The following is a 19,396-nucleotide window of genomic DNA, read 5'->3' on the forward strand; positions in this document are numbered from 1 at the left end:
TTTGATTCTCACTATAGCGAACGGCGGTATTCGCCGTCGATAAGCACGCCTCAGTCGTCGGCGAGTGCTGCCAGATCGCGCTTGACCACCTTGCCGACATCGTTGCGCGGCAACCGCTCTACGAACACGACGCGCACGGGCACCCGATACGGTGTCAGGCGCTCCCGGCACCAGGCGATCAATCCGTCCTCGGACAGCTGGACACCGCTGCTCGCGACGAATGCCCACGGGACTTCGCCGAGTCGCTCGTCGCGAATTCCTACTACTGCGGCTTCGCGGACACCGTCGGCGCTGAGCAGGACGTCCTCGACGGTCCCCGGAAAAACCTTGAGGCCGCCGCGATTGATCATGTCCGATACCCGGCCGTCGAGCCACAGGAAACCGTCGTCGTCGAACCAGCCGAGGTCGCCGGTGTGAAACCAGCCGTCGTCGGTGAGTCGGTCCAGAAAGGCCGGATCGATCTTGCGCGCGGCGGTGGTCGGTGTGCGAACCATTACCTCGTCTGCGGCGATCTTGACGTCGATTCCGGGCAGTGGGCGTCCGACGGAGCCGAGTTTGCTTTCACCCCATTCGCGGGCGTCCGCGGCCGACCAACCCACCACCTCGCCGCCGAGTTCGGTTTGGCCATAAGAGTTCAGCACGATTATCCCGAACCGGTCCCGGAACCGGGCCGCCTGAACGGGCGACAGGGGAGCGGTGATCGACCGCACGATCTTCAGCGGCGAGAGATCGGTGACCGAGTCGTCGTGCAGCACCATGGTGAGCGCTGCGGGCGGCAGCACCGTCGAGCGCAGCTGGTGCCGCTTGACCAGCGCCGCGAAGTCCGCCGGTGTGAATCGGTCCATGAGCACGACGCCCGAACCTGCGCGGAATGCGAAAAGCACTTGATAAATGCCGGCCCACAGCGACAGCGACAACGGCACCAGGTTCGGCATCGGTGATTTGCCTGTAGCAGGTTTCGCGCCACGGAGTTTGGCCAGCAGTCGGTCGATGAGGTCGAGCACCGTGCTGTGACGAAGGGGCACTGGCTTCGGCGGGCCGGTGGTACCGGAAGTGAACTGCAGCAGCGCAACGTCGTCGTCGTAGTACCGCGCGCCCGGGCGCTGCGTTGTCGAGTTAGCCGGCGCCCAGCGCAGTGCGTCTCCGGCGAATACCGGCAGGTCGAACGTCGAGAATCGGTGCGCTAGTAAGGGAGTCGTGACAACGGCGACGGGCCGCAGCGCTTCCAGCTGGGTAACGACCTCGGCCTGGGCCGCTCTCGGGTTCAGCGGCGTGTACACGCCACCGGCGCGCCACGTGCCGAACAGCGCGGCGACGGTGGTGGCGTCATTTGGCAGCATCGCGGCGATCACCTGTCCGGTCTTCAGGCCGTTCTCGGAAAGCAGCATGCCGAGTTCTTCGGCGCTGGAAGCCAGTTCGTCGCGCGACACGTCGCCGCCGAGCATGTGTACGGCGACGTTGGGCAGGCCGTCCAGCAGCCCCGCGAGGTTCACGAATCAGCCTCCAAAGGAGCCCAGTTCGCAGTTCGTTTGTCCGCGAAGGCATGCGGGCCCTCGTTCTGGTCCGGATGCCCCCACATCGACGTCAGATGCTTGGCGCCTTCGCGGCATGCGTCGGTCAGCCCGTACTCGAGTGCGCCCCACAGCGCTCGTTTGGTTGCTCGCATCGCCGCGGGGGAGTTCTTGGCGATTTTCTCGGCGAGTTCCTGGGCAACTTCGCGTAGTCGGTCGGGCGGGTCGACGACCTGGCTGATCATCCCGAGTTCGTACGCTCGCTGGGCGCTCAGCCGTTCGTGACTGCCCACCAACGCCATTCGCAGCACGGCCTCGGCCGGCATCTTGCGCATCAGCGCAATGGTTTCCAATGCGCTGACCTGACCGATGGACACGTGTGGATCGACGAAGCTCGCATCCGACGACGCGATGACGATGTCGGCGTCGGCCACCCAGTGCAATCCGCCCCCCGCGCACACCCCGTTGACTGCGGTGATGACCGGTTTCTCGACGTTGCAGTGCCACGCCGTCAACTTGAGGTCCAACGTGCGCATCGTTTCCTGGAATTGCAGCACCGCCTCACCGTCCAACGACTCCATGTCGGCACCAACTTGGAACGCCCGTCCGTTTCCGGTGTGCACGATGACGCGGACATCGGGGTCGGTGTTCAATTCCGCCCAGGCTCTGGGGAATTCCGAACGCATGACGCTGTCGTAGGCGTTGAGCCGGTCCGGCCGGTTGTTGACGATCCAGCCGACCGGTCCGCGCCGTTCGACTACCAGCCTCTGATACGTCACGAAACCTCCGCTGCGTCCGAGAGCGGTTGCCATTGCGGCGGGCGCTTGTCAAGCCAGGCCCGGGCACCCTCACCGTGGTCGGGATGATTGCGCAGCCGCCAGATTTCATCGGCGGCATCGTTGCGGGCCTGGGTCAACCCGACTTCCAGGGAGTGCCATAACGCTTTCTTCGTCGCTCGCATCGCGGTCGGCGAGTTCGTCGCGATCGCGGCGGCCAGCCGCCGTGCGGCTGTGCGCAGCTGGCCGGGGGGCACCACCTGTGACAGCAGGCCCAACTGGTGGGCCCGCTGCGCCGAAACGCGTTCACCGTTGCCGCTCAGGGCCATTCGGGTGATCGCCCCCATCGGGGACTTGCGCAGCAGCGTGATCGCCTCGTAGGCGACCGCCTGGCCCACCGACACGTGCGGGTCGACGAACGAGGCCTCCTCTGCGGCGATAACGATGTCGGCGTCAGCCACCAGGTGCAGACCGCCGCCCGCGCAAATCCCGTTGACCGCCGCGATTACCGGCTTCCACACCTGGCAGTGCCACGACGAGATCCTCAGCTCGGCATCTCTGGTCCGGCGCGAATGCCGGCGCATCGCTTCCTTGTCGCGTGCCACCTGAACCACGTCCATTCCGGTGCAGAAGGCCTTACCGTTGGCGGTGTTGACGATCACGCGGACGTCCGGATCGGCGTCAAGTTCGGTCCAAGCGGATTCCAGTTCGTCGAGCATCAACGAGTCGAAGGCGTTCCCCGCGTCCGGCCTGTTCAGGATGAGCCAGCCGATGCCGTCGAACTTCTCCACCACCAGGCGCTGATAGTCGCTCACGAGCGTGGGATGTCCTTCCAGGGCTTGCCCTTCCACGGGTCCGGTTCCTTGGGCAACCCAAGCACCCGTTCGCCCAGGATGTTCTTGTTGATGTCGGTGGTGCCGCCCTCCGTGGCGTTGGCGAGGCTGCGCAGCATGCCGTGGACGTCGCGTGGCAGGGCATCTGGGTCGTCGGTGGGCGGCCAGGCGATCGCGTTGGTGCCGAGCAGATCAACCATCAGATCTTGGATCTGCTGGTTGAGCGTCGCCTGGTGCACCTTGCCGATCGAGGATGCGGCACCCGGCGACTGGCCGCTTGAAAGAGCTTGCTTGACACGAGCATTCGTCCAGCCTCGGACCTGTTCCTGTGCCCACACCCGCATGACTTTATGGCGGACCACGGGGTCGTCCCAGCGGCCGGTCTCCTTTGCCAGAGCGATCAGACGCTGGGCGCCGGAGCCACCGAGTCGACCCATGCCTCCGGACCCGGAACCCGATACCATCTGTCGCTCACTGGATAGCGTCGATGCGCTGACACGCCATCCGTCGTTGACCTCTCCCACCCGGTATCGATCGGGAACCCGCGCGTTGTCGATAAAGACCTCGTTGAACTCGGCCTCACCGGTGATCTGGCGCAGCGGTCTGACCTGGACACCGGATTGATGCATATCGAGCAGGAAGTACGTGATGCCCTGATGTTTGGGTGCTTCCGGATCGGTTCGTGCAAGCAGGATCGCGAAATCCGCCACGTCAGCCCATGTCGTCCAGACCTTCTGCCCGGAGATCACCCAGGAATCGCCTTCTCGCACCGCGCGGGTGGCCAACGACGCGAGATCTGAGCCCGCGCCTGGCTCACTGAATAGCTGGCACCAGCTCTCCTCTTTGCGCACGATCGGCGGCAGGAAGCGCAGCCGCTGTTCTTCGGTGCCATGGCTGAAGAGTGCCGCGGCGGCATTGTTGAGTCCCAACGGGTTTAGCCGAGGTAGCCGAAGCGGTCGCAGCACCTGATCGATCGCCTGCGCGACTTCGTTGCCGACGCCCAGCCCGCCGTATTCGCGCGCCCACGTCGGTGCCACAAGACCGGAGGCGGCGAAGACCGGATACCACTGCCGGTAGTCCGCGGGGCTGCGAACCGACCGCAGCGCGGCCGGGCTCTCGGCGGCAGCCGTGCGCCAGGTGGCGGGCACCTCGGTGTCGACCCATCGCTGCACCGTCGCGATGGCTTCGGCGGTGCTGGTGGCGTCGGTTATCGGAAGCGCGGTCATCTACCTTCGAACTTTGCGTCGCGCTTGTCGCGGAATGCGGCCAGTCCCTCTTTGAAATCGTCACTGCGGCTGGCCAATTCGAGTGCCAAAGCCTCGTTTTGCAGGTGGCGGTCGAGGTCGAGTCCGTTGCCGCTGTGTAGCAGCCACTTGGCGAGCCCGAGCGACACCGTTGGCGCCTCGGCAAGTTGCCCTACAAGTTGCGCTGCGACCGAGTCCAATTGGTCAGGCGCACAGGCACTGTGGATGATGCCCCAGTCGGCCGCGGTCGCCCCGGTGATCTCCTGGCCCAGCATCACCAGTTGTCTGGTTCGCACCAATCCGATGAGCCGGGGCAGCAGCCACGTCGCGCCGCTGTCGGGGGTGAAACCCCGTGCCATGAAAGGCTCCCAGAACCGGGTGTCGTCGGCGGCGACGCAGAAGTCCGCCGCCAACGCGATGTGAAAGCCAAGACCCGCCGCCCAGCCGCGGACCACGGCGACGATGGGCACCTGTGTTTCGAGCAGCAACGGGATGAGCCGGTTGGCCTTGTTCGGCAGCCGGCGTTGTGTGCTGCCTACTCTCGGTTTGCGTTCGGAGCGAGTGTTATTGGCGATGAGGTCGGACCCGGCGCAGAAGTCCGGCCCTTCGGCGTCGATCCGGATGACGCGCACCGACTCGTCGACGCCCGCAGCGGCTAGGTGGGCGATCATCGCGTCGAGCATCACGTCGTTGACCGCATTGCGGCGATCGGCGCGATCGAATGTCAGGTGCAGGACCGGACCGTTTTGTTCGGCGCGCAGACCGGACACGCTGTCGTAACTCATCAGCGTCCGGCGAATTGCGCCGACACGGCTTTAAGCAGGTCTTCGAGATTCCTGGCCCCGCCGGGTGGATCGGGTAGACGGACGGGTCCCCGTTGGCGACTGGGCAACAGGATCGAGGCGTGTCCGGGTGCGGTGACCTGGTCGCGGTGGTTGGTCGCCGTCAGTTCGAGGTCGACGGCGGGCCGGTCGTCCTCGGCAAGATATTTGCGCACCACCGTCCCGGTGATGGTGTGTAGATCGCCGACGTAGTTGAACAGCCGGAACTCGCAGTCGAGCTTCCATAGCCAGCCGTCGTCGCCCATCCAGTCGGTGCACAGGTGGATGAGCCACGTCTCGCGCATCCGGCCGTAGTCAAAGGTGGTGGGATTGCCCGCGTTGCGGGCCGCGTCGGGCTCCCAGTGCACGCGCTGCTGGACATCGGGGACACCGTGCTCATTGGGAGTGTAGAAACGGGGAATGCGCTGCCGGTTGCGCGCGGCGAGCCGCAGCGGCCGCACGCCATACATCCCCATCCCCATGCCGACGTGCCAGCAGACCATGTCGGTGACCGTCAGCGGGCCTTTGGTCAATGAACCGATATCGTCGCCCTCGTTGACGTCTTCCCACCACCGCGGTTCGCCGCCGCGCGGTGATTCGCGCGCGTATCGCCCATCGAGTTCGGCGATCTCCTCCGGCGTCCACGACTTCAGTTCGACGGTGTCGTACTTTTTGCGGTCACGCGCTTTGCTGCGCTCGGTGCGAATCATGTTGCGGTACTGGCCGCCAAGGATGACACCTTCGTCGTCGCGGAACACCTGTGCCGACCATTCGTGGACGGCGCGGTCGGCGAATTCGCTGCTCTTGTCCAGCGCCGCAACCAATGCATTGCGGCGAAATACTCGATGATTCGCCCGCAGCGGTGCCCACCATTCCCGCGACGACGAGGCGTAGAAAGCATGGACACCCCGCAGCGGGTCACCCTTGGTGAGCGCGCGGTCATCGTCGGAGAGCGTGGTCACCTCGTCCTCGCCGATCAAGGTGTCGCCACCGACGAGCGAAGGCGGTGCGATCGGCTCGCCCCATACGGTTTTGGCGGCGTACTCCGGATCGCACCACAGCGGATTGTCGTCACCATAGCTCTGCGCGACATGGCGGAAGCTGTCTTCGTTGGGGCGAAGATAGTGCGGCGGCGCCGGATGCGGAACGGCGATACCGATAGTGGCGCGCAACCGGGCCAGTCCCTCCTCGGTAATCTGACCGGTTTCGGGCATGGAAATTAAGATACCCGAAAAGTGGAAACGTCGTTAACGCAGCGATTGGGACAGGTGAGTGAACGTGAGTGAAGAAGCATCGGGCATCGTTGTCACACTCGGTGACGACGGCGTGCAACGAATCACCATCGACCGACCTGACGTCGGAAACTCGTTGTCGCCCTTGGCGCGTGACACACTCACCGAGGCATTCACGCGGGCGAACGACCTACCCGATGTTCGCGCCGTGCTGTTGAGCGCGACCGGTGGCCGGCATTTCTGTGCCGGGGCGGGCTTAGCGCCGCAGCAGTCGGACCCGAAACCCGTCGCGGACAAGCGGCCCGGCGACATCGCCCGCATGCTCCAGCACGGCTGGCAGCGGTTGGTCGCGTCGATATTGGAATGCGACAAGCCCGTCGTGGGCGCGGTCGACGGTACCGCCGCCGGTGCCGGGGCGAGCCTGATGCTGGCGTGCGATCTGGTCGTCATGTCCACGGAGGCAAAGCTTGTCGAGTCGTTCGTGCACCGCGGGATCCTCCCCGATTCGGGCGCTGTCCACCTGCTGACGCGAATCGTGGGTCTGCGCAAGGCAACCGAACTGCTGATGCTCGGCGAGCCGGTCGACGCGGCTACCTGCGAAAGGCTCGGACTGGTCAATCGCGTGGTTGCTTCGGCGCAGACCCAACCGGTCGCCGAGGAACTCGCGAAGCGCCTGGCGGCAGGCCCAACGGTGATGCTGACGCTGACCAAGCGACTGTTGTCGGTGTCGTCGGAATCGGATCGGTACCGCGCCTTCGAGCAGGAGGCCTGGGCGCAGGAGGTCGTGTCGCGCACTGCCGACCTTCAGGAAGGCCTCGCATCTTTCGCCGAACGGCGAAACCCCAAGTTCCTCGGCCGCTGACCCCCTGCGCCTCAGCCCGGGGCCGGCCCGCCGCGAATGGTGAATGTGGCACTGTCGTCGATCTCGTCGATCGACGATGCGACCGACTCGGCGGTCAACGACGTATCGGCAATTCCTTTGGTGACACCGACGAACACCCGTGACACCTTCCCCCCGCCCACCGAGTAGATGTGCGCCGTACGGTCGCAGGACCGATGGCAGAGATAGACCACGACGGGGGTGACGAGCTCGGGATCCAAGGCTTTGCCGGCATCGCCCATGATGGTCTCGGTCATCCGGGTCCGCGCAATGGGGGCGATGGCGTTGACCGCGATGCCGTTGCGGGCGCCCTCGATGGCCAGAACGTGCATCATGCCCACGAGACCCATTTTGGCGGCACCATAGTTGGCTTGGCCGAAGTTTCCGAAAAGTCCTGTGCCCGAAGTTGTCTGGACGATTCGGCCATAATTCTGTGTCCGCATGAGCGGCCACACCGCCCGCGTCACGTTGAACGCACCAGACAGGTGCACCCCGATGACGGCGTCGACCTGTTCGGCGGTCATGTTCTTGAACGCGGCGTCGCGCAGGATCCCCGCGTTGTTGACCAGGACGTCCACCTGGCCGAAGGCGTCCATGGCCGCCGCGACGATCGCTGCGCCGCCCTCCTCATCGGCAACCGAGTCGCCGTTGGCAATGGCGATGCCCCCGGCAGCGGTGATCTGGTCGACGACGGCTTGGGCTGCCGATATCGATGTGCCGCTGCCGTCCACCGAACTGCCCACATCATTGACCACGACACGAGCACCACGCCCGGCGAGCTCCACGGCATGGCAGCGGCCAAGTCCGCGGCCGGCGCCGGTGACGATGGCGACCTGGTTGTCGAAAGTCATTGACTGCATGGGTGAGAGGTTACATTTGCTTAATCGAGAGCAGTCATTTGCATCGGAGGACATTCCCATGACTGGCCCGACCGAGTTGTTACGACGCGCGCACCGCCGAGCCGAACAGCTGCGGCCCCATTACCGCGCGGCGGGTTTCTGGTCCGCCGAGCCGCTCGATGTGGTGCGAATCGCCGCGGCTCGACACGCCACCGGGCTCGCCGCGGCCGAGCGAGGCGCCGAACTGACCTACGGCGAACTGGACGAGCGCATCGACGCCGCGGCTCTGGCGATGGCCGAAGCCGGCTTGGTTCCGGGCAACTCGATCGTCCTGGTGATCGGCAACGATGTGGACTCCATGGTCGCCGTTCACGCAGCACTGCGAGTCGACGCCGTGGTGCTGCTCGTGCCACGCAGCGCCGGCGCCAAGCAACTCGCCGACATCCTTGACGACACCGGCGCTCGGTTCGGCGCGGCCCCGAACTGGGAGCCGGGGCTGTCCGAGCGCTGTCGTTGGATCGAACTAGCCGATGGGGACCGGGCGCGTGCCGCCGCGCCAATTCATCCGGTCCGGCCGGCCGACGAGCCGTCCGTCGTGCTCTACACCTCGGGAACGACCTCTGGGCCCAAGGGTGTGATCCACTCCCTGAGCACCCTGGTCAAGGCGTCGAGCAATTACATCGCCGCGGCTGGCCTCGATTCGGACGACCGGATCTTCCTGATCAGTCCGCTGGCATCGGTCACCGGGGTTCTGCAGGCGCTTTTCATCGGGCCGATACTGGCGGCGCCGGTGATTCTGGAAGATCGTTGGGACCCGGCCGGAACGTGTGAGCTGCTGGTCAGCTCCGGTGCCACCTGGTACGGCGGCCCGGACCGCCTGCTCGCCCGCATGCTCGATGAGGCGGTGGCGCGCGATATCGCCGTGCCGCTGCGCGCGGTGTACCTGGGTGGCACGATGCTGGACCGGCGCATCGTCGAGCGCATCGAAGATGAATTCGGCATCATCGTCATGCGCGCCTACGGATCCTCAGAAATTCCGGTCAGCACGTCCGGCCTGCGTACCGAATCCCGGGAGGTGCGCCACGCCGACGACGGAGTTGCGCTCGGCGATGTCGAGGTACGGATCGGATCCGCGGCCGAACCCACCGAGTGCTGCGTGAAGGGCCCGCACGCTTTTCTCGGGTACACCGATGCCGACCATGACGAGCAGGGTTTCGACGGTCAGTGGTTCCGCACCGGTGACGTGGCCGAGGTCGTCAAGGGGCGAGTACGGATCGTCGGTCGAATCAAGGACATCGTGATTCGCAACGGTCTGAAGATTGCGGCTGCCGAAGTGCAGGAAGCGGTTTCGCGGATTGCGGGCGTCCGCGAATGTGCCGCCTATTCCGTCGCTGACGACGCCACCGGTGAGCGCTTGGCCATGGCCGTCGTGCTCGAATCAGACGTCGAGCTGTCGCTGGGCGAGATTGCCCGCGCTCTTGTCGCGGCGGGACTGCCGAAATACAAAGTGCCCGAAGAATTGGTGTTCTGGGATCAGCCGCTTCCGGTCAACGCAAACGGCAAGATCGACCGCACCGAACTCGACGCACGATCGGCCGGACGCCGGCGCCTGTTAGCCGACCGCCTTACCGGGTAAGCGGTCTCGCCGCAGTCTCGCCGGGAGCGGGACGGAAAACCGGGACGACGAAGCCGTCTTCGTCGTCGCGGAAGGCGATCACCAGTTGCATGTCTGCGCGCAGGTCTTCCGCGCGGCAATCCGCCACGACCGTCATCAGCCGCGGTCCTTCCTCGAGATCCACCATCGCCAACACGTACGGTGTGCGTGCGTCAAAGGGTGTGGCGTTCTGGTGAACGACGGTCCACGTGTAGAGCCGCGCGCGCCCGGTCGCCGGAACCAAATCCACGTCCTCGCCCCAACAATGCGGACAGAACGGCCGCGCGTACAACGACTTCTGCAGGCAAAAGCGACAGGCATTGACCATCAGCCTGCGGTCCTGCACGGCCGACCACCACGCCTGGCTGTCGGCGTCAACGGAGGGGCGGTGCGGGCCGGTCGGAATCTCCATCACTGCCTCCCCAGGATCATCGTGGCGCTGTGCGTGAAGAAACCGCCCATCGCGTGCACGCAAGCCAGCCTCGCGTCGCTGACCTGCCGGGGTCCGCATTCCCCGCGCAACTGCCGAACCGCCTCGACCATCAGGAACATTCCCCGCATCCCGGGGTGGCACGAGGCCAGGCCCCCGCCGTCGGTGTTGGTCGGCAGCGATCCGCCCGGGCGAAGCGCTCCGGATTCGACGAACGAACCGCCTTCGCCCTTTTCGCAGAAGCCGAGGTCTTCGACGGTGAGCAGCACGGTGGAGGTGAAGGAGTCGTACAGCTGGCACACATCGATGTCAGCGGGGCCGACGCCGGCCTGCGCGAACGCCCGCGGACCCGAACGTGCTGCCGCCGATGTCGTGAAGTCGGGCCAGTGGCTCATGCTGACGTGAGACGTCGCATCGGCTGCGCCGAGAATCCAAATCGGTTCCTTCGCACAATCCTTGGCCACCCCTTCGCTGGCCAGCACGATGGCCCCACCACCGTCGGTACGCAGGCACACATGCTTGGCGGTGAACGGGTCGGCCAGCATCGGGGCGGCCGCGACGTCGGCCACGGTGATGGGGTCGCGCTCAAATGCGTTCTCGTTCATGGACGCCCACTGATGGGCGGCGACGGCGACTTCAGCGAGTTGGTCGACGGTGGTACCGAATTCGATCATGTGACGCCTGGCGGCCATGGCGTACTTCGCGATCAACGTCGCTCCGTAGGGCGCCTCGTACTGCAGTGCGCCGCCAGTACCCAGCACGGCGGCCGACGCTCGCATCCGGCGCTTGACGTCGGAGCGTGCGGTGGATCCGTAGGTCAACAGTGCGACCTCGATGTCGCCCGCGGCAATCGCGGCCGCGGCGTGCGCGGCCATCACTTCCCACGACGATCCGCCGACATTGGTCGCATCCACCCAGTCCGGCCGTAGGCCCAGGTATTCGCTGACTTCCGATGGTGGAAGCAATGTTCCGTGCCCGCCGAAACCCTCGATATCCTCTTTCGTCAGGCCGGCATCGGCCACCGCCCGTCGCGAGGACTGGGCCATCAGCGCCATGGCGGTCTTGTCGGGAACTCGCCCGCAGTCGGATAAGGCGGCACCGACGATGGCGACGCGATTCGACGGCATAGCTAATGGTTATCACATCACCATCAGTACTGATAATGGCCGTTCGCGCAATCTTGGATTGCGTATTCTCGGTCCGCTACCGTGAGCCTATGACGACGGGGCTGCGGGAAGCGCTGCGTGGAGATGAGCTCGTGCTGTGCCTGGCACTGCAGAACTCACGTACCCCCGACGTCCCCGCAATCGCAGCGGCATGTGGGTATGACGCCGTTTACGTCGATCTCGAACACACACCGACGTCTTTGGAAACGGCGCAGATGCTGTGTGTGAGCGCACTGGGCGCGGGGATCTCCGGCTTGGTCCGGGTGCCGTCCCACGACCCCAGCAGCATTGGCAGAATATTAGATGGCGGCGCAGTAGGAGTTATTGTGCCGCACATAAATTCGCGGCATGAGTCGCAGCGTGTGGTTCAGGCCGCCCGGTTCCCGCCGATCGGCCATCGGTCTATTTCCGGCCCCAACGCGGTCAGTGGATTCCAACCGCGTAGCGCACCGCAACTCGTGGAGGTGCTCGAACAGCGCACGGTGGTGGCTGTGATGATCGAAACCCCGCAGGCCGTCGAATCCGTCGAATCCATCGCCTCGGTCGAAGGCATCGACATGATCCTCGTCGGCGCGAGCGATCTGACCGCCGGAATGGGCATCCATGGGCAGTATGAGAATGATCATTTCCACAGTGCAGTAGAATCTGTGGCGGCGGCTTGTCGTAGTCATGGCGTGGCGCTCGGCATGGCCGGAATACGGTCCCTTGAACTGCTGAATCGGTTCGTGGGACTGGGATTGCGATTCATCTCGGCGGGAACTGACATCGGGATGATGACCGAGGCGGCTACCAGCCGTGCGCAAGCACTCCGCGGCCTGGCGGGTCGCCGCGACGAGTGACGCCGACACATCAGGAGGACCGATGCCGACAGCCATCTACACCGAGCCCGTCGTCGACTCAATGGCGTGGACAGGCGCTGACTTCACCAGCAAGGAAGACTTCGCATTCGACCTGTCGGCCCGCAATGTTGCTGCGCTCCAATCGATCCTGGCCAAGACGGCGAACAAGGACCGGGATGACATCACCCCGCAGGATGCTCGGCATCCTGATCTGGATGACGATCTGGCCCGGCTCTACCAGGATCTGATGTTCGGTAAAGGCCTGGCATGCGTGCGGGGCTTTCCCGTCGAACAGCACTCGATCGAGGATCTCGAACGCATCTACTGGGCGTTTTGCACCCATCTCGGTTACCTGGTGTCGAACAACTCTTTCGGGCACCGGATGGTGCGAGTTCAGGAGGAAATCCTGCCCGGCGGTGTGCAACCCGCACGCGGAACCAAATCCCGCGCGGAACTGGCCATGCACAACGACGCCGCGGACATCTTGTCGCTGCTGTGTGTCTATCCTGCGGCTCAGGGAGGGGAGAGTCAGTTCGCCAGCGGACCCGCGGCGCACAACAGGGTTCTGGCTGAACGACCGGACCTGCTCGACGTGCTCTACCGAGGCTTTCCTCATCATCGCCGCAGTGAACAGCCCGACGACCAGCCTGACGTGACGCCCTACGATGTTCCAGTCTTCTCCCAGATCAACGGAAGGATCTGCATCAACTTCACCTACAGCAGCATCCTTCCCGCCATGCATGCGCTCGGCCGGGAGTTCACGCCAGAGGAGACGGAAGCAATTGAGCTGCTGCGCAACATCCTGGTCGACCAACAGGTCGAGTTCCGTCTGGAATCCGGTGAGGCGGCGGTCGCCAACAACTTCGCGATGTGCCACTCACGGTCGGACTTCGTCAGCAGTAACGATCCGAAGAAGGCGCGCTGCTTTTTGCGAGCGTGGATGGAGGTGCCGCGTGAGGACCGACGGCTGCCGATCGGTCGGGAGTACTTCCATATGGAGAACAAGGATCTGCGGCTGGGGTACGACGTGGTCGAGGGCCGCGACGGCGCCATCGCGCGCAACGATTACAAGAACGTCAACGTCGAACTGGCCGAGATGTTCAAGGCGGCGCAGGTGAAACCCAAAGCCAAGAACACGTGAGCATCCGTCCGCGTCTGGTCTACGAACGGTGGACGGATCCCGTCGCCGGGGACATGCTCGAACGCGGTGATATCGACCTGGTCAAGCTCGACCTGAATGCGGATGACGAGATCAGCTGGGCCGCATTGGAATCCGCACACGGATACCAAGTGGCCACCCGGACCGACGTAGCCGGATGCGCGAATGGTGCCCAGTGGCTCGTGGGACAGGCGCTGGTGCAGCGTTGTGAAAAGCTGCTTGCCGTGTGCTCGGCCGGCGCCGGCTATGACGTCATCGACGTTGACGCGTGCACGCGCGCCGGAATCGCGGTGTGCAACAACTCCGGTCCCGGCGCGGAGGCCGTCGCCGAGCACGCGCTGGGTTTCATGCTCGACCTGGCCAAGAAAATCACGGCCGCCGACCGGATGCTGCGGGCCGGCCCGCTTCGGGACCGGTTGGTACTGCGGGGGAGTCAGCTACTGGGGAAGACGCTCGGCGTGATCGGGCTCGGAGCCATCGGAGGCCGACTCGTCGAGCTGTGTGGCCCTTTCGGCATGGAGGTCCTGGTCTTCGACCCCTACCTCGACGAGGTCAGTGCGCACGCGCGCGGAGTGCGAGTCGTCCCGTTGCTCGAGCTGCTCGAGCGTTCGGACTTCGTACAGGTGGCCTGCCCATTGACCAGTGAGACCGAGGGGCTGATCGGCAAGCCGCAGTTCGCCGCGATGAAGCCGACCGCATTCTTCATCAGCACAGCGCGCGGACTTGTCCACGACGAAGCGGCCCTACTGGAAGCGCTCAATAGTGGAAGCATCGCGGGAGCGGCCCTTGATGTGTTCCACGAGGAACCGCCTCGCCAGGACAACCCGCTGCTGCATCTCGATAACGTGGTCGCGACGCCCCATACCGCCGGGATCACTGTCGAGGCTGCACGCGACCTTGCCGTTGCCACTGCCACGCAGTGGCAGAAGATCTTCGGTGGCGGTATGCCCACGCGGTTGCTGAATCCCGATGTGTGGCCGCGCTACTGCGACAGGTTCGATGAAATTGTCGGGTTTCGTCCTAACGCCGCAACGCTTTTGGAGAACGGGGGTCACGCCAAGTGACGCAATACGACACGATCGAGGTCGAAACCCGAGGGCACACAGCGTGTGTGACCCTGAACCGTCCCGAGGTGCTCAACGCGATCAATGACGACATGATCGCCGAATTGGCCGTGGCATACGCGAAAATTGAACGTTCACAAGAAATCTGGACGGTCATCATCACCGGGTCGGGTCGTGCTTTGTGCGTCGGAGCCGACGTCAAGAAAGCGGCCGACCACGACATGGAGAACGCGGCTGGGATCGACAATCAGGGCGAGCCGATCCTCAGCTCGATGCGACAGTGGGATGCACCGCAGGAGGCGACGCCACCCTGGCTGCAGATGACCAAGCCAATCATCTGTGCAGTCAACGGCATTGCCTGCGGTGCCGGGATGGATCTGGTGACTACCGCCGACATCACTATCGCCTCCGAACGCGCGACGTTGATGGATCCACATGTCAGCATCGGCGTGACTTCCGGGCGCGAAGGGGTCAGGCTCGCGCGGATCCTGCCGCTGCCCGTGGCGATGAGACTGATCCTGATGGGCAAGCACGAACAACTCGACGCGCAGCGCGCCTACGACCTGGGTGTGTTCACCGAGGTGGTAGCGCACGACGCATTGATGCCGCGAGCGTGGGAAATCGCCGAGATTGTGAATTCCAATGCGCCGCTGGCGGTGCGGGGTTCACGGATGGCGGTGCGCAAGGGCCTGACGCTGCCCATCTACGAGGCCGAACTGCTCGCCGAGAACTACCGCATGAAGGTTGCCCTGACCAAGGACGCCATCGAGGGGCCGCGTGCCTTCCTCGAGAAGCGCAAGCCGGATTGGAAAGCGCTGTAGCGCATGGTGGGACGCGCGGCTTAGACCATGCCGAAGAATCTCTTCGCATTGGTGGACAGCACTTTTCGTTTGGTCTCCTCGTCCAGGCCCTCTGTCGCTTTGTTGGCGACTTCCAGGCTCCTGGGCCAATTGGTGTCATTGTGCGGGTAGTCGGTCTCGAACATGAGCTGGTCGAGCCCAACGAGATCTAGGATGCGGAACGCGACCGGATCGCCGAACGTAGAGAAGTAAACGCGTCCGGGCACCTGGCTGCTTGGCGGATCGGTGAGCAGCGGATGAATACCGCCCCAGGCCCGACGGTCCTCCCAAACCTCGTCGACTCGTTGCAGGTAGTAGGGGATCCAGCCCGCCTGCGCCTCGGCGAACGCGAGCTTGAGATTAGGAAACTGAATGAGCTTGCCGGAGAACAGCCAATCGACCAAGGCGATGGTGCAGTTGACCGCCATCAGCGCGCTGGTCACAACATGCGGTGAGTCCGGAGAGGACTTGGTGAGCGAAGAACTCGAGCCGATGTGCAGCATGATGCCCACCTGGTTTCGCTCGCAGGCGGCAAAAAACGGGTCCCAGTAGCCGCTGTGGATGGATGGCAAGTCCAAGCGAGAGGGCAACTCGGAGAAGCACACCGCGCGCATACCGCGGGCGGCCACCCGTTCGACTTCCTTCGCGGCGAGCTCGACGTCCCACAGCGGAATGATGCCCAAAGGGATCAACCGGCCGTTCGAACTGCCGCCCCACTCGTCGATTTGAAAGTCGTTGTAAGCCTCGACGCAGAGCTTGGCGAGTTCTTTGTCTTTGCCATACAAGAAGCGCTGACCGCAGAAGCGGACGAGGGTATTGGGAAAACAGGCAGAAGCCTCGATGCCGGCGATATCCATGTCGGCAAGCCGATCCGCCGGACGGTAGCAGCCCGGGCGCATCTCGTCGTAGGTGATCGGGTCGGTGGTGAGCTCGTCGATTGAGTAGCCCGCGGCTGCGCTGATGAGCGGGATGGGGATGATCGCATCTTCGTAGTGCCAAATGTCGGCGTCGCGGCCCTCGTCGTCCTCCACGAAGGCGACATCGGAAGTGACGCTCGGGTCCATGCGCCCCCGGGTGCGAACGATGCGCGGCCCGACGTCTTGGTAGCGCTCCGGCAGCCGGCTGGTCCAGAGATCGGCCGGTTCCACCAAGTGGTCATCCGGCGAGACGATCAGAATGTCTGCACTCAACCCTGCACTCCTTCGACCGGTACTGTTTTTGGTAAAAGAGAATCGCCATTTTCACGGTACCGCATCCGTTCCGTTGCTGATGACCGTGACTGCGTAGTCAGCGCACGGACGTTCTCGCAAATCAGTACTTGCGCAGAGTGACAATCAACATACGCGTGTAGGTAGATTGCTGATTTCTCACGTCTGGCGCGTATTCTGAACGGCACTATGTCTGCGAAGAAGCCCACCGGTCCCGAATCTGAAACCGGCTTGGAATTGGTCGACCCCGACATCGAGCGGTCGAGCACGTGGCAGCAGCGCACGATCGAGCGGCGCTTGAGCACGGCGAGAGCGCGTGCTCTCGCGCGCAGTTCGCGCTTTCTGGCTACCGCGCTGGAGTTGGTAGAGGAGTCGGGTAAGGCCGACTTCACGATCCAGAACCTCATCGACCGGTCGAATCTGAGCCTGCGCGCGTTCTACCAACACTTCGCGGGCAAGGAAGAACTGATGTTGGCGCTTTATGAGAACGTCACGAGTCAGTTCACCGAGGCTATCCGGCAGGACGTCGCGGCGGCCGACGGCCCGATGGAGCAGCTCGAAGCCTTCTGTCGCGGTGTGCTTTCCCGCGCGGAGTCATCGGAAGCCGTGGGCGGCCGGATCGTGACGATCTACAACCTGAGCCTTGAAATCGAGCGGCCGGACGACTTCGCCAAGGCGTGGGAGCCTCATCTGAAGCTGCTGACGAAGATCATCACCTCGTGTGCTCGGGCGGGTCTGGTGCGGACGGATCTGACCCCCGCGCAACTGACCACATTGCTGAACAGCACGCTGACCGCCCTCGCTCAAATCGGGGTTTTCCATTTGGGCGGCAAGGGTTCCCGGCTCACCGAGGACCAGTTGTGGGCGTGGTGCAAACAGGCTGTCACACCACCTGTCACCGCCGCCAAGGCCAAGCCCGTGCGCAAGACGGCCTCTCGCACTGCCTCCGCTAGTCGGAGCCGTACGGCGCAGAGAAGCTAACGCGGTAGGACTCCACCGTCTCGTCCCCGTCCGGGAATCGTGTTATCTCTAGACGAGAGGATATGTTCTCACGATCGATCGGTGACGGTCGGAAGGGGTGCAGATGGCGGACGATCCACTTAAGCCGCGCGTCATTTTGTGGGGCCCTGGCCAGGTTGGAGTCGGTGCCTTGCGGGCACTCATCGCGCACCCCGGCCTGGAGCTTGCCGGGGTAGTCGTGCACGCCGAAGCCAAGGACGGCAAGGACGCCGGCGACCTGTGCGGGATGCCCGCGACCGGCGTCATCGCCACCCGCGACATCGATGCCGCACTGGCCGTGGACGCTGACGTGGTGGCTTACTTCGCATCTGGTGACTATCGCTATCACGAAGCGGCGCAAGACATCGCGCGCTGTCTGCGCGCAGGCAAGGATGTGGTGTGTACCTCGCTGGTGCCGATGTGCTACCCGCCCGCCGCCGACAAGGAAACCGTCGAAATGCTCGCGGCGGCTTGCGCGGAGGGCGGCACCAGCTTCTTCAACAGCGGGGTCGACCCCGGTTGGGCGAACGACGTGATCGCGCTGACCATGACAGGGTTCAGCAGTCGCGTCGACAAAATCACCATGCTCGAAATACTCGACTACGGCCCGATCAACCAGCCCGACATCATGTTCGACTTCATGGGATTCGGACATCCGCCGGATCATCCCGCGCCGTTGTTCGACCCCGAGCGACTGGCCGCATTGTGGGCTCCCATCGTCCACCTGGTCGCCGACGGCGTCGGACTTCCACTGGACCAGGTCGAAACGACGATCGAAAAGTGGCTGGTCACAAAGCGTTACGAAGTGGCATCGGGGCCGATCGAGCCTGGAACCATGGGCGGCATGCGGTTCAAGCTCGCCGGGATGGTCGGCGGAGAAGAACGAATTGTCTTGGAACACATCACTCGCATGGGGGAGGGTTCCGCACCGGAGTGGCCCCGGCACCCATCGCCGCATGGTGGTTACCGGGTCATCATCGACGGCATGCCCACCTACACCGTCGACATCGAAATGCATGGCCGCGGAAACAACATGCGTGGCCTCACCTATGCGACCGTGATGCGCGAACTCAACGCCATACCCGCCGTGATGGCCGCCCCGCCCGGATTGCTCTCTACGCTCGATCTGCCACTGATCACCGGTCCCATGCGCGGCGGAAGCTGGCGGGGAGTGCTGCCCGCGACGGCAAAGCCGTGAGCGATCCACGGCCGTCCGCCGATCTTTGGGAGGTCATGCGCACCGCGTCGGCCGTGCGGCGCTATCGCGACGAACCTGTCTCCGACGAGGCCATCGACATCTGCCTGCGCGCGGCAAGTTGGGCTCCATCAGGTGGCAATCAGCAGCCATGGAAATTCGTCGTACTCAAATCAAGTGATTTGCGCGACGTGGTCACGGCCGCGGCCCATCAGACCTGGGAAGTGATGACGCAGTTCTATCGGTTTGCGATGCCCGCGGACGAGGATAACGATCCCAAATCGCGCGTTTTGCGAACGATGGCCGAGCACATGGGGTTGGCGGCGCAGCGCCGGTGCTGGTGCTGTTCTGTGTCCAACCGCAGCGAGGAACCACCGAGCTTCAGCAAGGCGGGTCGATCTTTCCTGCTGTGCAGAACTTCCTGCTGGCCGCTCGGGCACAAGGCCTCGGCGCGGCAATCACGCTGTGGCACGGGTCTTGTGAAGACCAACTGCGGTCCATGGTCGGAATTCCTGACGACTGGCTGATCGCGACTCTGCTCACGGTCGGCTGGCCCAAGGGCGCCCATCACGAGGTGCGGCGCAAACCGCTTGACGAGGTGGCGGCGGTCGATCGTTGGGATCGCTCTTGACCGACTGTGACGGGATGACGCTGCACAAAACCGGCCCAGAATGTCTGGGAGTCAGTCCTGGTGAGGATGTGGACTA

18 protein-coding genes and 1 pseudogene are annotated in these 19,396 nt (G+C 64.2%); 9 read left to right on the top strand and 10 right to left on the bottom strand.

The genetic code is table 11. The features are described 5' to 3' along the window. Positions 1 to 50: 50 nt before the first annotated feature. From A5634_RS09240 to A5634_RS09265, 6 genes are read right to left on the bottom strand one after another with little or no spacing between them, the layout of a single operon-like run. Positions 51 to 1,493: a class I adenylate-forming enzyme family protein gene (locus A5634_RS09240; RefSeq protein ID WP_065143737.1), complete on the bottom strand. Its 1,443-nt coding sequence runs from the start codon at positions 1,491 to 1,493 to the stop codon at positions 51 to 53. Next, the gene (locus A5634_RS09245; RefSeq protein ID WP_065143800.1) at positions 1,490 to 2,290 is read right to left on the bottom strand and encodes an enoyl-CoA hydratase/isomerase family protein; all 801 of its coding nucleotides are present in this window, start codon (positions 2,288 to 2,290) and stop codon (positions 1,490 to 1,492) included. The genes A5634_RS09240 and A5634_RS09245 overlap by 4 nt, the downstream gene beginning before the upstream one ends. Continuing rightward, the gene (locus A5634_RS09250) at positions 2,287 to 3,102 is read right to left on the bottom strand and encodes an enoyl-CoA hydratase/isomerase family protein (RefSeq protein WP_065143801.1); all 816 of its coding nucleotides are present in this window, start codon (positions 3,100 to 3,102) and stop codon (positions 2,287 to 2,289) included. Before A5634_RS09250 ends, A5634_RS09245 begins: the two co-directional genes overlap by 4 nt. Then, on the bottom strand, positions 3,099 to 4,346 hold the full coding sequence (locus A5634_RS09255; RefSeq protein ID WP_065143738.1) for an acyl-CoA dehydrogenase family protein: 1,248 nt from the start codon (positions 4,344 to 4,346) through the stop codon (positions 3,099 to 3,101). Before A5634_RS09255 ends, A5634_RS09250 begins: the two co-directional genes overlap by 4 nt. Next, positions 4,343 to 5,149, bottom strand: a complete 807-nt coding sequence (locus tag A5634_RS09260) for an enoyl-CoA hydratase/isomerase family protein (protein ID WP_065143739.1) — start codon at positions 5,147 to 5,149, stop codon at positions 4,343 to 4,345. The genes A5634_RS09255 and A5634_RS09260 overlap by 4 nt, the downstream gene beginning before the upstream one ends. Beyond that, on the bottom strand, positions 5,149 to 6,399 hold the full coding sequence (locus A5634_RS09265) for a hypothetical protein (protein WP_065143740.1): 1,251 nt from the start codon (positions 6,397 to 6,399) through the stop codon (positions 5,149 to 5,151). Before A5634_RS09265 ends, A5634_RS09260 begins: the two co-directional genes overlap by 1 nt. A 64-nt stretch (positions 6,400 to 6,463) precedes the next feature. Here A5634_RS09265 and A5634_RS09270 point away from each other — a divergent pair, with 64 nt between their 5' ends. Further along, positions 6,464 to 7,279 carry an enoyl-CoA hydratase/isomerase family protein gene (locus A5634_RS09270; protein WP_253861528.1) on the top strand — a complete coding sequence of 272 codons (816 nt, stop codon included), beginning with the start codon at positions 6,464 to 6,466 and terminating at the stop codon, positions 7,277 to 7,279. Between the two features lie 11 nt (positions 7,280 to 7,290). Here A5634_RS09270 and A5634_RS09275 read toward each other — a convergent pair whose 3' ends face one another. Then, the gene (locus tag A5634_RS09275; protein WP_065143742.1) at positions 7,291 to 8,157 is read right to left on the bottom strand and encodes an SDR family NAD(P)-dependent oxidoreductase; all 867 of its coding nucleotides are present in this window, start codon (positions 8,155 to 8,157) and stop codon (positions 7,291 to 7,293) included. A gap of 109 nt (positions 8,158 to 8,266) precedes the next feature. Between A5634_RS09275 and A5634_RS09280 the strand changes: the two genes are divergently transcribed. Then, positions 8,267 to 9,772, top strand: a complete 1,506-nt coding sequence (locus tag A5634_RS09280) for a class I adenylate-forming enzyme family protein (protein WP_081290312.1) — start codon at positions 8,267 to 8,269, stop codon at positions 9,770 to 9,772. On the opposite strand, the gene A5634_RS09285 is transcribed toward A5634_RS09280, so the two are convergent. Both A5634_RS09285 and A5634_RS09290 read right to left on the bottom strand, forming a co-directional pair. Then, positions 9,762 to 10,202 carry a Zn-ribbon domain-containing OB-fold protein gene (locus tag A5634_RS09285; RefSeq protein ID WP_065143744.1) on the bottom strand — a complete coding sequence of 147 codons (441 nt, stop codon included), beginning with the start codon at positions 10,200 to 10,202 and terminating at the stop codon, positions 9,762 to 9,764. The genes A5634_RS09280 and A5634_RS09285 overlap by 11 nt on opposite strands. Beyond that, on the bottom strand, positions 10,202 to 11,347 hold the full coding sequence (locus A5634_RS09290; RefSeq protein ID WP_065143745.1) for an acetyl-CoA acetyltransferase: 1,146 nt from the start codon (positions 11,345 to 11,347) through the stop codon (positions 10,202 to 10,204). Before A5634_RS09290 ends, A5634_RS09285 begins: the two co-directional genes overlap by 1 nt. A gap of 89 nt (positions 11,348 to 11,436) precedes the next feature. Between A5634_RS09290 and A5634_RS09295 the strand changes: the two genes are divergently transcribed. From A5634_RS09295 to A5634_RS09310, 4 genes are read left to right on the top strand one after another with little or no spacing between them, the layout of a single operon-like run. Beyond that, positions 11,437 to 12,225 (top strand): HpcH/HpaI aldolase family protein, encoded by a 789-nt coding sequence (locus tag A5634_RS09295; protein WP_437339958.1) that lies wholly within the window; start codon positions 11,437 to 11,439, stop codon positions 12,223 to 12,225. A 22-nt stretch (positions 12,226 to 12,247) separates the two neighbouring features. Further along, the gene (locus A5634_RS09300; protein WP_065143803.1) at positions 12,248 to 13,366 is read left to right on the top strand and encodes a TauD/TfdA family dioxygenase; all 1,119 of its coding nucleotides are present in this window, start codon (positions 12,248 to 12,250) and stop codon (positions 13,364 to 13,366) included. A gap of 53 nt (positions 13,367 to 13,419) precedes the next feature. After that, positions 13,420 to 14,448: a hydroxyacid dehydrogenase gene (locus A5634_RS09305; protein WP_081290313.1), complete on the top strand. Its 1,029-nt coding sequence runs from the start codon at positions 13,420 to 13,422 to the stop codon at positions 14,446 to 14,448. After that, positions 14,445 to 15,269, top strand: a complete 825-nt coding sequence (locus A5634_RS09310) for an enoyl-CoA hydratase/isomerase family protein (protein WP_065143747.1) — start codon at positions 14,445 to 14,447, stop codon at positions 15,267 to 15,269. The genes A5634_RS09305 and A5634_RS09310 overlap by 4 nt, the downstream gene beginning before the upstream one ends. A 20-nt stretch (positions 15,270 to 15,289) precedes the next feature. On the opposite strand, the gene A5634_RS09315 is transcribed toward A5634_RS09310, so the two are convergent. After that, the gene (locus tag A5634_RS09315; RefSeq protein WP_065143748.1) at positions 15,290 to 16,477 is read right to left on the bottom strand and encodes an amidohydrolase family protein; all 1,188 of its coding nucleotides are present in this window, start codon (positions 16,475 to 16,477) and stop codon (positions 15,290 to 15,292) included. A gap of 207 nt (positions 16,478 to 16,684) precedes the next feature. Between A5634_RS09315 and A5634_RS09320 the strand changes: the two genes are divergently transcribed. The 3 genes and pseudogenes from A5634_RS09320 (at position 16,685) to A5634_RS09330 (ending at position 19,320) form a co-directional block, all read left to right on the top strand. Beyond that, positions 16,685 to 17,476 (top strand): TetR/AcrR family transcriptional regulator, encoded by a 792-nt coding sequence (locus A5634_RS09320; protein WP_065143749.1) that lies wholly within the window; start codon positions 16,685 to 16,687, stop codon positions 17,474 to 17,476. A gap of 103 nt (positions 17,477 to 17,579) precedes the next feature. Next, entirely contained in the window at positions 17,580 to 18,692 is a 1,113-nt protein-coding gene (locus A5634_RS09325) for an NAD(P)H-dependent amine dehydrogenase family protein (protein ID WP_065143750.1), read from the top strand. A 35-nt stretch (positions 18,693 to 18,727) separates the two neighbouring features. Next, a pseudogene (locus tag A5634_RS09330) lies at positions 18,728 to 19,320 on the top strand (nitroreductase family protein). Positions 19,321 to 19,396 lie beyond the last annotated feature (76 nt).

The sequence above is a fragment of the Mycobacterium asiaticum genome, from assembly GCF_001673365.1.
GTDB classification, from domain to species: domain Bacteria; phylum Actinomycetota; class Actinomycetes; order Mycobacteriales; family Mycobacteriaceae; genus Mycobacterium; species Mycobacterium asiaticum_A.

Excerpts from the sequence above, each read along its gene's own strand:
- A5634_RS09300 (WP_065143803.1), top strand. The coding sequence starts at position 12,248 with ATGCCGACAGCCATCTACACCGAGCCCGTCGTCGACTCAATGGCGTGG.
- A5634_RS09320 (WP_065143749.1), top strand. The coding sequence starts at position 16,685 with ATGTCTGCGAAGAAGCCCACCGGTCCCGAATCTGAAACCGGCTTGGAA.
- A5634_RS09290 (WP_065143745.1), bottom strand. The coding sequence starts at position 11,347 with ATGCCGTCGAATCGCGTCGCCATCGTCGGTGCCGCCTTATCCGACTGC.
- A5634_RS09265 (WP_065143740.1), bottom strand. The coding sequence starts at position 6,399 with ATGCCCGAAACCGGTCAGATTACCGAGGAGGGACTGGCCCGGTTGCGC.
- A5634_RS09325 (WP_065143750.1), top strand. The coding sequence starts at position 17,580 with ATGGCGGACGATCCACTTAAGCCGCGCGTCATTTTGTGGGGCCCTGGC.
- A5634_RS09255 (WP_065143738.1), bottom strand. The coding sequence starts at position 4,346 with ATGACCGCGCTTCCGATAACCGACGCCACCAGCACCGCCGAAGCCATC.
- A5634_RS09260 (WP_065143739.1), bottom strand. The coding sequence starts at position 5,149 with ATGAGTTACGACAGCGTGTCCGGTCTGCGCGCCGAACAAAACGGTCCG.
- A5634_RS09295 (WP_437339958.1), top strand. The coding sequence starts at position 11,437 with ATGACGACGGGGCTGCGGGAAGCGCTGCGTGGAGATGAGCTCGTGCTG.
- A5634_RS09305 (WP_081290313.1), top strand. The coding sequence starts at position 13,420 with ATGCTCGAACGCGGTGATATCGACCTGGTCAAGCTCGACCTGAATGCG.
- A5634_RS09275 (WP_065143742.1), bottom strand. The coding sequence starts at position 8,157 with ATGCAGTCAATGACTTTCGACAACCAGGTCGCCATCGTCACCGGCGCC.
- A5634_RS09285 (WP_065143744.1), bottom strand. The coding sequence starts at position 10,202 with ATGGAGATTCCGACCGGCCCGCACCGCCCCTCCGTTGACGCCGACAGC.